Consider the following 12,971-nt stretch of genomic DNA (forward strand, 5'->3'; position numbering starts at 1 on the left):
GCTCACGCGGGCCCGCCGAGGGAAGCTCGACGAGGGTCCGAGCACTGACGTCCGCCTGGGCCGCGATCCCGAGAGGAACAGGTGTCGATGTTCTTGACCCGCGCACGCCGCCGGTTCGGGATGGTGCCGCTGGTCGCGGTGGTCGTGGTCGTCGTCGTGGCGATCGCCGGCGTCGTCTTCTTCGTCGTCCGCGACACGGGGTACGAGGCGGCGGACGAGCGTCCGCCGCCCTGCGACGGCGAGGAGCGGATCGTCACCGCACCCTTTCCGCCAGGCACGCAGCTGGACGAGCAGTGGGAGGAGCAGGACCCACCCGACGACGTGACGTACGACCTGACCGGCGTCACCTCGACGGCCTATCCGGCGACCCGCTCGGTGTTCGAGGTGGGGGACGACTTCCCGGCGATGCGGACCTGCGTGGTCGGCGGCACGGTGGTCGGCGACGTCGACGACGACGAGACCTGGCAGTACTACCACGACGAGTGGAACGCCGGCTGCGTCAAGCTCGAGGCGCGGGACTGGCTGCAGGTGCGCGATCTGCGGTGCGACGGCATCGAGGACGGCATCGTGGTCAAGGAGTCGTCGGACAACGCCAACGAGACCAACATCTACATCTCCGGGACGTACCTGACGGGCGTCCGCGACGACTGCCTGGAGAACGACTACACGATCGGTGGCCTGCTCTACGACAACCTCTGGGAGGAGTGCCACACCGGGATCTCCGAGCGCCCCTGGGGCGACCGGGAGTGGGAAACCCCGGAGGACGAGACGCTGACCCTCGACCGCATGCTCATCGGGCTCTGGGAGACGCCCAACCAGGAGGAGGGCGAGAAGCGGATCGAGGGGCACAACTCGATCTTCAAGTGGTCGGACTCCGGCGGTCGTGTGGTCATCAAGTGCTCGATCTTCAAGCTCGAATCGACGTCGATCAACGGGGTGGACTCGATGGAGATGCCGCCGGGCACGGTCGTCGACGACTCCTCGTGCGAGGACGACCCCTCGACCATCGTCTGGCTGGGTCGCGGCGACTACCCGGGGGAGACCGCCGGGATGCGGGTCACCAAGGACGAGAGCGTCTGGGACGACGCGGTGGCGCAGTGGAAGGCCGACCATGGCTACTGAGCCGTGCCCGGACGGTTCGTCCCGGCTCAGGTGACGATCCCGCCCAGGAAGTGACGGGCGGGGCTCGTGTGACTCGGGGGGCGCTGGACTGCCATGACGACTGGTCATGACACAGCTACAGATGGTTAACATCGCTGTGATAACGATTCGTGACGTCGCACACCAGAAGGTCTCCTCATGCTCCGGCGCACCGGACCTCCCCGCCCCTCCCGCACCGAGACCCTCCGCCCGCACTCGGCCGTCGGCCCCGTCCGCGGTCGGCGCCCGCGAGCGCCCCGTGTGCTCGGCCTGGGAGTGCTCACCCTCGCTGTGACGACCGTCCTCGTGTCCGCGCCGGTGGTGTCCGGTGCCGAGGAGGCGTCTGTGTCGCGGTCGGCGGGCCAGCGGACGTCCTACTCGTCGACCGATGTCTTCGGGTCCTCCGCGACCGGCGCACCGGGAATCCCCGAGGGCGCGGGAACGCCCCAGGCGCTCGCTCCAGCCGTTCCCGCACCGGCGCCGGTCCCCGCGGCGGCCCCGCCGCCCTCGCCATCCGTGCCGTCGGCCTCCACGTCGCAGCCCCCGAGGCCGGTCGCGTCGAACGCGGAGTGCTCCGCGGCCGGTCGCACGATCGACAGGCCGGCGCCTGCGGGATCGGTCCTGGCTACCTCCTGGTCGCAGTCGAGGACCGCCGACGACGTCACCTTCGACCTGACCGGTGTCCTCTCCACGGCCTTTCCCTCGAGCAAGCACCCGTTCGTCACCGGCACGACGGTGGCCGGTGCCCGCACCTGCATCCTCGGTGGTGAGCTCCGCGGGACCATCGACCCGGGCCTGTCGTGGGAGGACTTCCACGACGACTACAACGCGGCCTGCGTGAAGGTCGTCGCGCTCGACTGGCTCCAGATCCACGGGACGCGGTGCGACGGCGTCGAGGACGGGTTCCGCCCGCAGGAGGGCGGGGTGAACCTGAACCGGACCTCGTTCCTGATCTCCGGCACCCACCTGTCGAACGTCGCCGACGACTGCCTGGAGAACGACTACACCCTCGGCGGCGTGGTGCACGACAGCCTGTGGGAGTCCTGCTTCACCGGCATCAGCGAGCGTCCGTCGTCGGCGAACGGGTCGTGGACGTCCCCGGAGGGCGAGACCCTGACCCTGGACCACGTGCTCATCGGGCTGCACGCGATGCCGCACGACAGCGACAAGGGCACCGGCACCAATGCGCTGTTCAAGTGGTCGACGTCGGCGAACGACCTGGTCATCAAGTGCTCGACGTTCTTCGTGCCGGAGCGATCGGTCAACGGGACCGACACCATGGCGGTGCCGGCGGGAACGGTCGTCGACGACTCGGCGTGCCCGGACCGTCCGTCGACGATCGTGTGGCTCGGTGGCGGGGAGTACCCGGCCCCCACCGCCGGGCTCCGCGTGGTCGACGACCGAAAGGTGTGGGACGACGCCGTGGCCGCCTGGAAGGCCGCCCACAGCTGATCCGAGCGGGTGCCGGCCGGGCCTGGGAAGCGGTCGGCACCGGCTCTCCGGCTCAGTCCGCCGTCCAGGCCAGCAGCTCGTCGGCGCTCCTGGTGTTGATGACCCGCTCGACCGGGACGCCGCACTCGATGGCCCGCTCGCAGCCGTTGTGCTGCCAGTCGAGCTGCCCCGGGGCGTGGGCGTCGGTGTCGACGGCGAACTCGCAGCCGAGCTCCACGGCCAGGCTCAGCAGCCGCCGCGGGGGGTCGAGCCGCTCGGGCCGGGAGTTGATCTCCACCGCGGTGCCGCTCTCCACGCAGGCGGTGAACACCGCCTCGGCGTCGAACTCGCTCTCCGGCCGCGGCTTCTGCTTGCCGTTGCGCTGCTTGCGGCCGATCACCAGCCGGCCGGTGCAGTGCCCGAGGACGTCGGTGTGCGGGTTGGCGACGGCGATGAGCATCCGCTCGGTCATCTGGGCCTTGGGCGCGCGCAGCTCGGAGTGCACGCTGGCCACGACGACGTCGAGCCGGCCCAGCAGCTCGTCGGTCTGGTCCAGGCTGCCGTCGGGGTTGATGTCGCACTCGATGCCGGTGAGGATCCGGAACGGCGCGAGCTCGGCGTTCAGCTCGGCCACGACGTCCAGCTGCTTCTCCAGCCGCTGCGGGCTCAGCCCGTTGGCGACGGTCAGCCGCGGGGAGTGGTCGGTGAGCGCCAGGTACTGGTGGCCGATCGCCATCGCGGCCTCGGCCATCTCGCGGATCGGGCTGCCGCCGTCGGACCAGTCGGAGTGCGCGTGCAGGTCGCCCTTGAGCGCGGCCCGGAAGGCGGCGACGTCGTCGGCCGCGGGCAGCTGGTCGGCGTAGGCCTCTTCCAGCGTCGTCAGGTACTCGGGGACCTGGCCCTTGTGCGCCTGGACGATCGCCGTCGCCGTCTTCGGGCCGATGCCCTTGAGGTCCTTGAGCGTGTTCGTGCGGATCTTCAGGTCGAGCTGCGCCTCGTCGAGGCCGTCGACCACCGCCGCGGCGGTGCGGTAGGCACTGACGCGGTAGCTGGCCTCGCGGGCGCGCTCCAGGAGGAAGGCGATCCTCCGGAGCGCGGCCGCGGGCGGGAGCGGAGCGCTCAGCGGGAGGCCTTCTTCAGGCGCTTCTCCGCCTGCTTCTGGGCCTTCGCGGCGCGCTTCTGCGCCTTCTCGAAGTTCTTCTCCGTGGCGTTGGCGGCCTTCACGGCTGCGCGCCGCGCGCGGTAGCCCACCGACGGCTTGCCCTCGGTGTCGACGGCGGCCAGCAGCAGCCCGCCGAGCATGCCCAGGTTCTTCACGAAGTGCGCCGTCTTCTCGAAGGAGACCTTCGGGTCGCTCTCCTCCCAGAACCGGTGACCGGCCAGCGTCGTCGGCACGGTCGAGCCGGCCAGCGCCAGGGAGGTCAGCCGCGGGAACTTGCCGAGGGCGAACAGCGCGCCGGCACCGACCTGCAGCGCGGCGTTGGCCTTGACGTACTGCTCGACGTCCCGGGGCACCTCGACCGGCAGCTGCTTGTCGGCGGTCTCGGCGATCTTCTCCACCACGGGGCGGGCGCCGGGCACGCGGTCCTGCGGCTTCCGGAGCGTGCTGATGCCGCCGTAGATGAAGGGCGTGGCGAGCAGGGGCCGAGCGATCCGGCGGACGAGCATGGTGACCTCTTTCCTCGATGTCACTGGGGAGTCCGGGGTGCACTGCCCGGAAGATCCATCTTGCAATCCCCGGTCCGACGCGCGCCCTGGTTCCGGAGGCGCCCCGGCCGGCGCACTACCGTCGGGCGCCATGAGCCGTCGGGTCGCCGTCGTGGGGCTGGTGGCCTACCTCGCGGTGCTCGCGTCGCTCACCCTGGGCGCCTCGCCCGGCGCGGCCTTCACCGCCGTCGCGCAGCAGGCGCGCACGATCGAGGGCCTGGCGTGGGTGCGCGCCGGCGACGTCGAGCGGACGGCGAACGTGCTCGTGTTCATCCCGCTGGGGTTGCTGCTCTGCTACGCGCTGCCGCGCGTTCCCCGGTTCCTGGTGTGGCTGCTGTGCGTGGGGCTCTCGCTCGCCGTGGAGGCCGCGCAGGTGGCGCTCCCGGGGCGGCGGCCGACGCCGATCGACGTCGTCACCAACTCCACCGGCGCGGCGATCGGGGTGATCCTGGCCTTGCTGCTCGGGGGGATCGGCCGGCTGCGGGCGCGGCGCAGAGAGGGACCTCAGCGGGTGCGGGAGCAGTAGACGGTCAGCGGCTCGCGCTTGCGGAACAGGAATTCGGTGTCCGGCTCGCCCATCTCGCCGTCGTAGGCGACCCGCTCGGCGCCCGACCGCACGACGACCCGCACCTGCTCGGCGGAGAAGTGGCCGTAGCTGCGGGCGTGCTCGCTCACCCCGAGCAGGGTGGCCAGCACGGCGCGGGTGCGCCCGAAGCGCAGGTCGGCGCGCAGGTACTGGACGTCGAGCAGCCCGTCCTCCAGCCGCGGCCGGTACGCCGGTGCCAGCCCGCGCGGGGTGTAGGTGCAGTTGCCCACGAACAGGATCCAGGTGCGCAGCCGCCGGCCGTTCACCTCGAGCTCCACCGGCGTCCCGGTGCGCAGCACCTGCGCGGCGGCCAGGCTCAGCGCCAGCCACTTGCCGAGCTTCCCGGCCATGCGGTCCCGGCGGCGGACCATCTCCGGGTACGCGCCGATGCTCGAGGTGTTGAGGAACGGCGTCCCGTTCACCTCGGCGACGTCGACCTTCACCGCCTCCCCGGCCAGCACGGCCTCGACGGCGTCCTGCGGGGTGGTCAGCCCGGCGTCGCGGGCGAAGTGGTTGAGCGTGCCCGCCGGGATGACGGCCAGCGGCAGGGAGTGCTCCAGTGCCACGGCGGCGGCTGCCGCGACGCTGCCGTCGCCGCCGGCCACGCCGAGCGCCGTGGCTCCCGCGCGCGCCGCCGTCCGCAGGATCTCGTCGACGCCGCGCTCCGCGCTGGTCTCCACCACCTCGGCGCGGGGGAGCAGCCGGCGGATGTCGTCGGCGGGGTCGTAGTCGTCGGGACCCGAGCGCGGGTTGACGGCGACCACGAGCCCGGCGCCGTCGGCGAGCGCCGGGGCGGCGGAGGAGGGGCGCACGCGGGCCGGCTGCGTCGGCCGGCGCGCCCACCAGTGCTGGCTGGCTGCGGCCACCGCACCGCCGACCGCCAGCCCGGCGAGCACGTCACCGGGGTAGTGGACGCCGACGTGCACCCGGGAGTAGCCGACACCCAGGGCGAGCGGGGCCAGGGCCGCCCCGGCGGCGGGGCTCTCCAGCGCCAGACCGGTCACGAAGGCCGCCGCCGAGCTGGAGTGCCCGCTCGGGAAGGAGAGGCTGCCGGGCTCGCGCCGCAGCCGCCGGTGGGTCTGCAGGTTCTCCAGGTCCGGCCGCACCCGGCCGAAGACCCGCTTCAGGACGACGTTGACCACCGCGCTGGAGAAGACCATCGAACCGACGCCCCGCACCGCGCCCCGGCGCAGCTGCCCGCGCCGGGCGCCCAGCACGAGCGCGAGGACGAACCAGAGCTTCCCGTGGTCGGCGAACGAGGAGAGGCGGCGCAGCCAGCGGTCGGCCGGCGTCATCGGCAGGGACCCGACGAAGGAGTGGAGCCGCGCATCGAGGTCCCGGGGAGAGCGCACGGGCCGACGCTAGCGGCGGTCGCGCCGCCGGCGCCTCGCCACCGCGCCCGTCCGCGCGACCAGCCAGGGCCGGATGCAGATCAGGGCGAGGACGAGGACGCCGACGACGACGATGACCAGCGTCTCCATCAGCGGGCGGTGCCGCCGCGCTGCGTGGCCGTCAGGCTGAAGGAGAGCTCGGTCGACAGCTGCTTCATCTTGTTGCCGGCACCCCCGGGCAGGGACGCGGTGAACAGCAGGTGGTCGACCTGCCCGGCGCGGAGGCTGGCGCCGCCCGTCGTCAGGGACCTGTCCGTGACGATCGGCCCGGCGTAGAGGTCGGTCGCCTTCCCCCCGCAGGTGTACGCGCCGGGGCCGGACGCCGTCCACGCCTGGGAGCAGGACCGGAGCGTCAGCTGCAGCCCGTTCACCGGGTCGGTGTCCAGCGGGCTGGAGACGGTGGCCCACGACCGGAACGCGACCGAGGACCAGTCCACCGTGCCGGCGTTGCGCACGAGGAACGGGACGCTCGAGGACTGGCCCGGCTGCAGCGCGCCGATCGCGATGGGGCTGGTGACGGGGTTGTTCACCCCGTCGAGGGCGATGGACAGGACGCCGGACTGGACGCTCTGGTCCACGGGCGTGGTGCTGTCGGTGAAGGCGCCGAGGCTGCCCAGGCCGGCGATGGCGGCGGCGCCGCCCACCGCGGCGAGCGAGGCGATGACCTTGACGGCGAGGCCGCTCCTGACGGACTTCTCCTGGTTCGACAACGCGAGATCCTCTCGATGCTGCCGGAGCCTGTGCACCCGGCGTCATCGCGACACTCGCCCCGCAACCGCACGGACCCCTCCAGCGAACCGCAAGAGCTCCGCAAGACCGCGCTGTCAGGACTTCTGGCGGGCCCGGTAGGCGGCGACTGTCGAGCGGCTGGCGCAGGTGTTGGAGCAGTACCGGCGGCTCGCGTTGCGGGAGGTGTCGACGTAGACGTCGTCGCAGCCCTCGGCCGAGCAGACGCCCAGCCGCTGCCAGCCGTGCTGGACGACGACCTGGGAGAGCCCCATCGCCACCGTCGTCGTCAGCTGCTCGAGCGCCGGTGCGTCGGGCCGTGCGAAGTGCAGGTGCAGGTCGCCGTCGTGGTCGGTCGCGTACGGACGCGGCCGGGCCTGCGCCAGCAGCTCGTTGAGCCGGGTGAGGACGTCGGACTGCGACTCGGCCAGGGCCACGGCGCGCACCAGCAGCGCGGTGTCCGCGGCCCTGCGGGCATCGGATGCGCTCAGCTCGAGCGACGTGCCGGGGGTGAACCACTCGTCGTGCGCCGCCAGGAATCGCGAGACGCCCTCGGCGGGTTCGAGGTCGGCGTTGGCCAGGGCGATGGCCAGCTCGACCGCCGTCGACCCGTAGGTGTCGTAGTCCAATTGACTCGCTACCGTCCAATCCCTACTCTGGGGGCTCGTAGGCGGTCAACGTGCTTTGACCCCCTACCGTTCCCTTTCCTGCAGTGTGAAACGAGTTCCAGCGTGCGTGCCTACCTCACCGTCTGGCGGCTTCCCTCCGCCCCGGTGCTCCTCCTCGCCGGCTTCGCCGGGCGTCTGCCGTCGTCCATGGTGCCGCTGGCGCTGCTGCTCATGGTGCAGCAGCAGACCGGTTCCTACGCCGTCGCGGGGCTCGCGGCGGCGAGCCTGGGCATCGCGTCGGCCGGGATGGCGCCGGTCCTCGGCCGCCTCGCCGACCGGAAGGGCCCGCGCCGGATCCTGCTCACCCAGGCGGCCCTCTACCCGCTGCTGCTCGGGCTGCTCGTCGCCGTCACCCTCGGCGGCGCCCCGGACGTCGCGGTCGTCGCGGCCTCCGCCCTCGCCGGCGCGAGCACGCCGCTGGTGTCGGGCACCGTGCGCGCGCTGTGGTCGCGCACCGACCCGCGCTCCCGGTCCACGGCCTACGCGCTGGACGCCACCGCGACCGAGCTCGTCTTCGTCGCCGGCCCGACGATGGTCGCCACCCTGGCGGTGCTCGCCGAGCCGGCGTGGGCGGTCGCGGTGGCGGGCGTGCTGGGCGTCGTCGGCGCCCTCGGCATCGGGGGCGCTGCCCGGTCGTGGGTGTCCGCACCCGCGCCGTCGACCGGCCTGTTCACCACCGTGCTCGCCCCGGGGATGCCGCGGGTGCTGCTCAGCGGCTCGGCCGTGATGCTCGGCTTCGGGGCGCTCGAGGTGGCCATCCCCGCCTTCGCCGACTCCGCCGGCTCGCCGGGCATCTCCGGCGTGCTGCTGGCGGTCTGGTCGCTCGGCTCGGTGGCCGGCGGCCTGTGGTTCGGCGCCCGCGTGATGAGCGCCTCGCTGCCCCGCCAGTACCGGTGGCTGCTGTTCGGCGTCACCATCGGCCTCGCGCCGCTGGCCTGGGTGTCCAGCCCCTGGGCGCTCGGCGTGCTGCTCTTCCTGGGCGGGACGGCGATCGCGCCGACCCTGACCGTGCAGAACTCGCTGGTCGGCTCGCTGGCGCCGGTGCACGCGACCACCGAGGCCTTCACCTGGCTGTCCACCATCACCGTGGGCGCCTCCGCCGTCGGGGCCGCCCTGGGTGGCGCTCTCATCGAGACCGAGGCGGGGATCCCCGGCGCGCTCGTGCTGGCCTGCCTCGGTGCCGCCGCGGCCGTCGTCGTCACGCTGGTGCCGGGCCGCCGCGCCCCGGCCGCCGCTGTCCCGCGGGAGCCGGTGCCCGCCTGAACCGCACGAACTCGTGGTCATCAGCGGCTGACGGCCACGAGTTCGTGCAGTTCGGCGGCCCGGACCGGCGGACGCAGACCCCGGCTGGGAGGCGCTCGGGGGCGCTGGTAGTCTCTTTTCTCGGCGGTTACGAGGGAACTCGGACCCCGGGAGGCTTCGCCTAGTCCGGTCTATGGCGCCGCACTGCTAATGCGGTTTGGGTTAATCCCCATCCCGGGTTCAAATCCCGGAGCCTCCGCGCGACACAACTGAACACACGCACCCGTAGCTCAACGGATAGAGCATCTGACTACGGATCAGAAGGTTAGGGGTTCGAATCCCTTCGGGTGCACGTCTGGTTGAGACACCGAGCGGCCCCGCACTTCGACGGAAGTGCGGGGCCGCTTCGTGTCTCCGAGCCGCTCTACGAGCGCTGTTCGCGCTCTGCCGGTCCTGCACGGCCCGCAGAGCGCGAGTTCGACCAGCAGAGCGGCGGTGCCCCCGCACGTCCCGTCAGCCCGGCAGGTGGTCCGGCCACCACGGCGGCCGGCCGCCGGGGCAGCTGCCCTCCGGGGTCGGGTAGCCGTCGGGCATCGCGGTGAGCACGAGGAAGACGACCGAGGTGAGGCCCAGGACCACGACCGCGGCCACGACCGCCGCCGCGACGCCGGACCAGCCGTGCCTCCGGAAGGCCGCCCAGAGCCCGACGGACACCGCCACGTCCACGACGAGCAGCACGGTCGCGGCCAGCAGCAGCCAGATCCAGCCTCCGCGCTCCAGTACGTCGCAGGCCGCGGCCGCTGCGGCGCGCGCCCGCACCGGAGCCAGGGTCGCGGCCAGGGCGGCCGCGGCCATGAGCGCGCCGAGCACGATCGAGGGCCATGCCGGGCGGAGGGACGTCGGAGGGCCGGGCCGTGCCGTCCGCTCGGTGCCGGTGGTCATGGTGCTCCTCGTCGTCGCCCGTCCGGGAACGCCGGATGATCACACGGCGAGGCCCCGGAGCGGCCGGTTCGGGCGCGCGGAGGAGGAAGAAGAGGGGCGGGGGGCCGGCTCTGACGGTCTGGCCGCGTTGGTCGGTCTACCCAGCAGTGGGTAGCCACTCGTTCCCGGCTACCCCCGCCCGGCTCCTACTGTGACCCAGGCCACACGTGCGCGTCAAGACGAGGCCGGGGAGTCGCGCCGCAGCGTCGAGTTCTTCCGCGCGTACGTCACGTAGAGCACGGCGGCCAGCGCGAGCCAGCCGGCGAAGAGGGCGAACGTGACGCCGGACAGCCCGGTGATCAGGTAGGCGCAGAAGGCGATGGAGAGCACCGGCACGACCGGGTAGCCCGGCACCCGGAATCCCCGAGGCAGGTCGGGTGCGATGCGCCGCAGCACGATCACGCCCACCGAGACGACGGTGAACGCCACGAGCGTGCCCATGCTGGTCAGGTCGATGAGGAAGTCCAGCGGCACGAACCCGGCCAGGGCGCCGACGAAGAGCGCGACCGCGACCGTGCCGCGCACCGGCGTCCGGCGGCGCTCGTCGACCCTGCTGAAGAACGCCGGCACCATGCCGTCGCGGCTCATCGAGAACAGGATCCGCGTCTGGCCGTACATCGTCACCAGCGTCACGGAGAAGATCGAGACGACGGCGCCCGCGGCCAGCAGGATGGCCGGCCAGCTCGACCCGGTGACGTCCTGCAGGATCACCGCGAGCCCGGCCTCCTGGCCCTCGAAGCCCTCGGCCGGCTGCGCGCCGACCGCGGAGAACGCCACCAGCAGGTAGACGACGGTGACGACGACGAGCGCGCCGATGATCGCCAGCGGCAGGTTGCGGCGGGCGTCCTTGACCTCTTCCCCGGCGGTCGAGACGGCGTCCAGGCCGATGAAGGAGAAGAAGATCGACGACGCCGCCATGCTGATCCCCGCGACGCCCATGGGCGCGAACGGCGTGAAGTTGCCCTGCTCGAACGCCGTGAAGGCGATGACGGCGAACAGCAGCAGCACGGCGATCTTCACGACCACCATGACCACGTTCGCCCGCGCGGACTCCCGCACCCCGCGCACCAGCAGCAGGGCGCACATCAGCACGAGGAACAGCGCCGGCAGGTTGACCAGCCCGCCCGCGCCGGGTGCGGCCGAGAGCGCGTCGGGGATGCGGACGCCGAGGGTGTCGTCGAGCAGCTGGTTCAGGTACTCGCTCCAGCCGACGGCCACCGCCGAGGAGCTCACGCCGTACTCGAGCACCAGGCACCAGCCGACGCCGTAGGCCACGACCTCGCCGAGCGTCGCGTACGCGTAGGTGTAGGAGGAGCCGGCCGCCGGGATCGACGACGCCAGCTCCGCGTAGCAGAGCGCGGTCAGCGCCGCGGTGATCGCGGCCAGCACGAACGAGACGACGACGGCGGGGCCGGCCTCGGGCACCGCGGTGCTCAGCACGAAGAAGATGCCCGTCCCGATGGTCGAGCCGATGCCCAGGCACATGAGCGGGATCAGGCCCATGCGGCGGGCCAGCCCGCTGCCCTGCTCGCTCTCGGCGACGAGCGCCGCCACGGGCTTGCGGCGGAACAGCTGGGCGCGCAGGGATGGTGCGGTCACCGGAGCATCATCCGCGCCGGGGGCGCCCACCCCGGGATCGGGGGCCCGGGCGACCGGGCTCAGCGCCGGACGGCGAGCACCGCCCGGCGGGTCAGCGCGAGCACGGTGAGGACCCGCCGGGCCGCCGGCCCGGCCAGGCGCCGGCGCACGTCGCGGATCGCCGCGTTCCACTGCGGATCGGCGAAGGTCGGATAGGCGTGCATCGCCCCGGCCAGGTCGCCGGTCGTCAGCCCCTGGCTCACCGCGAGGACGAGCTCGGCCAGCGCCTCGCCGGCCCGCGGTCCGACGACGTTGGCCCCCCGCACCCGGTGCCCGCTGTCGACCACGAGGCGGGAGAAGCCGGCGTCGTCCTGGTCGGTGACCGAGCGGTCCGCGCTGCGCAGCGGCCGCTCCACCAGCCGGCGGTCGTCGGCCAGGGCACCGGTGGGTTCGCCCACGGCGGCGATCTCCGGGGAGGTGTAGGTCACGCGGGGGACGGCGGAGAGGTCGACCCGGCGGCGCAGGCCCAGCACGGCGTTGGTCGCGGCCAGGCTGCCGTGCACCCCGGCGACGTGCGTGTAGGGCGGATGGCCGGTGACGTCGCCGGCCGCCCGGATCCGCGGGTTGGTGGTGGTCAGCGTCGCGTCGACGACGACGTTCCCCCGCTCGTCGACGTCCACGCCGGCGGCGCCCAGGCCGAGGCCCTCGGTGCGGGGCCGCCGGCCGACCGTGAGCAGCAGGCGGTCGAACCCGACCGTCGTGCCGTCGGCCAGCACGAGCCGGCCCTCGCCGACCCGGTCCACCGTGGCGCCGGTGCGCACGTCGACCCCGTCGGCCCGGAGCGCGGCCAGGAGGACGTCGGAGGCGGCGGGGTCCTCCCCGGGCAGGATGCGGTCCGCGGACTCCACGAGCGCGACCTCGGTGCCCAGCCGCGCGAAGGCCTGGGCCAGCTCGCAGCCGCTGGCGCCGGCCCCGACCACGGCCAGGCGCGCGGGGAGGGTGCCGAGCTCCCACACCGTCTCGGTGGTGAGCACGTCGACCGACTCCAGCCCGGGGATCCGGGGGATGAACGGCCGGGACCCGGTGGCCACCAGCGCCTGGCGGAAGCGGACGGGCCGGCCGTCGATCTCCGCCGTCCGCGGGCCGGTGAACCGGGCCGTGCCGACGGCGACGGTCACCCCGGCCGCCCGCAGCGCGTCGGGGGAGTCGACGGGCTCGATCGTGGTGATCGCCCGCCGGACGGCGGCCATCACCTCCGCGCCGTCGATCCGGACGCCGTCGACGTGCACGCCGAAGCGCGCGGCCCGCCGGGCCCCGGCCGCCGCGGCGCCCGCGGCCAGCAGCGCCTTGGACGGCGCGCAACCGGTCCACAGGCAGTCGCCCCCGAAGCCGCCGGACTCGACGACCAGCACGCGGGCGCCGAGCCCGGCCGCCGTCTGCGCTCCGATCAGCCCGGCCGTACCGGCACCGACGACCAGCAGGTCCCAGGTGCGTCGGCTGGTGGGTTCCCTCGTCATCGCA

Annotated in this window: 12 protein-coding genes and 2 tRNA genes; 6 read left to right on the top strand and 8 right to left on the bottom strand. The window is 73.3% G+C overall.

The genetic code is table 11. From position 1 onward, the window contains the following. Positions 1-93 precede the first annotated feature (93 nt). Positions 94-1,122 (top strand): hypothetical protein, encoded by a 1,029-nt coding sequence (locus tag DQ244_RS00860; protein WP_147251441.1) that lies wholly within the window; start codon positions 94-96, stop codon positions 1,120-1,122. Positions 1,123-1,656: 534 nt separating this feature from the next. Continuing rightward, positions 1,657-2,592: a hypothetical protein gene (locus DQ244_RS00870; protein ID WP_147251442.1), complete on the top strand. Its 936-nt coding sequence runs from the start codon at positions 1,657-1,659 to the stop codon at positions 2,590-2,592. Between the two features lie 52 nt (positions 2,593-2,644). Here DQ244_RS00870 and DQ244_RS00875 read toward each other — a convergent pair whose 3' ends face one another. Together DQ244_RS00875 and DQ244_RS00880 are read right to left on the bottom strand one after the other, a co-directional pair. Beyond that, positions 2,645-3,694 (bottom strand): PHP domain-containing protein, encoded by a 1,050-nt coding sequence (locus DQ244_RS00875; protein WP_113810565.1) that lies wholly within the window; start codon positions 3,692-3,694, stop codon positions 2,645-2,647. Beyond that, the gene (locus DQ244_RS00880; protein ID WP_113809607.1) at positions 3,691-4,239 is read right to left on the bottom strand and encodes a DoxX family protein; all 549 of its coding nucleotides are present in this window, start codon (positions 4,237-4,239) and stop codon (positions 3,691-3,693) included. Before DQ244_RS00880 ends, DQ244_RS00875 begins: the two co-directional genes overlap by 4 nt. Before the next feature lie 130 nt (positions 4,240-4,369). On the opposite strand from DQ244_RS00880, the gene DQ244_RS00885 reads away from it, so the two are divergent. Beyond that, entirely contained in the window at positions 4,370-4,804 is a 435-nt protein-coding gene (locus DQ244_RS00885) for a VanZ family protein (RefSeq protein ID WP_158544440.1), read from the top strand. On the opposite strand, the gene DQ244_RS00890 is transcribed toward DQ244_RS00885, so the two are convergent. The 3 genes from DQ244_RS00890 to DQ244_RS00900 form a co-directional block, all read right to left on the bottom strand. Then, positions 4,783-6,216 carry a phosphatase PAP2 family protein gene (locus tag DQ244_RS00890; protein WP_113809609.1) on the bottom strand — a complete coding sequence of 478 codons (1,434 nt, stop codon included), beginning with the start codon at positions 6,214-6,216 and terminating at the stop codon, positions 4,783-4,785. The genes DQ244_RS00885 and DQ244_RS00890 overlap by 22 nt on opposite strands. 128 nt (positions 6,217-6,344) lie before the next feature. Further along, positions 6,345-6,965 (bottom strand): hypothetical protein, encoded by a 621-nt coding sequence (locus DQ244_RS00895; protein WP_113809610.1) that lies wholly within the window; start codon positions 6,963-6,965, stop codon positions 6,345-6,347. Between the two features lie 114 nt (positions 6,966-7,079). Then, on the bottom strand, positions 7,080-7,610 hold the full coding sequence (locus DQ244_RS00900) for a CGNR zinc finger domain-containing protein (protein ID WP_113809611.1): 531 nt from the start codon (positions 7,608-7,610) through the stop codon (positions 7,080-7,082). Between the two features lie 102 nt (positions 7,611-7,712). Between DQ244_RS00900 and DQ244_RS00905 the strand changes: the two genes are divergently transcribed. From DQ244_RS00905 to DQ244_RS00915, 3 genes are all read left to right on the top strand, one after another. Then, complete coding sequence (locus DQ244_RS00905; RefSeq protein ID WP_113809612.1) at positions 7,713-8,912, top strand: MFS transporter; 1,200 nt, start codon at positions 7,713-7,715, stop codon at positions 8,910-8,912. 149 nt (positions 8,913-9,061) lie between these two features. Next, positions 9,062-9,150, top strand: a tRNA-Ser gene (locus DQ244_RS00910). A 20-nt stretch (positions 9,151-9,170) separates the two neighbouring features. Next, a tRNA-Arg gene (locus tag DQ244_RS00915) sits at positions 9,171-9,243 on the top strand. A gap of 161 nt (positions 9,244-9,404) precedes the next feature. On the opposite strand, the gene DQ244_RS00920 is transcribed toward DQ244_RS00915, so the two are convergent. The 3 genes from DQ244_RS00920 to DQ244_RS00930 all read right to left on the bottom strand — a co-directional run bounded on the left by DQ244_RS00920 (position 9,405) and on the right by DQ244_RS00930 (position 12,967). After that, positions 9,405-9,833, bottom strand: a complete 429-nt coding sequence (locus tag DQ244_RS00920) for a hypothetical protein (RefSeq protein ID WP_113809613.1) — start codon at positions 9,831-9,833, stop codon at positions 9,405-9,407. Between the two features lie 213 nt (positions 9,834-10,046). Next, positions 10,047-11,471, bottom strand: a complete 1,425-nt coding sequence (locus DQ244_RS00925) for an amino acid permease (RefSeq protein WP_113809614.1) — start codon at positions 11,469-11,471, stop codon at positions 10,047-10,049. Positions 11,472-11,530: 59 nt separating this feature from the next. Then, complete coding sequence (locus DQ244_RS00930; RefSeq protein ID WP_113809615.1) at positions 11,531-12,967, bottom strand: NAD(P)/FAD-dependent oxidoreductase; 1,437 nt, start codon at positions 12,965-12,967, stop codon at positions 11,531-11,533. Between the last annotated feature and the right edge of the window lie 4 nt (positions 12,968-12,971).

Origin of the sequence: Blastococcus sp. TBT05-19, from assembly GCF_003319095.1 — a bacterium.
Classification (GTDB): domain Bacteria; phylum Actinomycetota; class Actinomycetes; order Mycobacteriales; family Geodermatophilaceae; genus Blastococcus.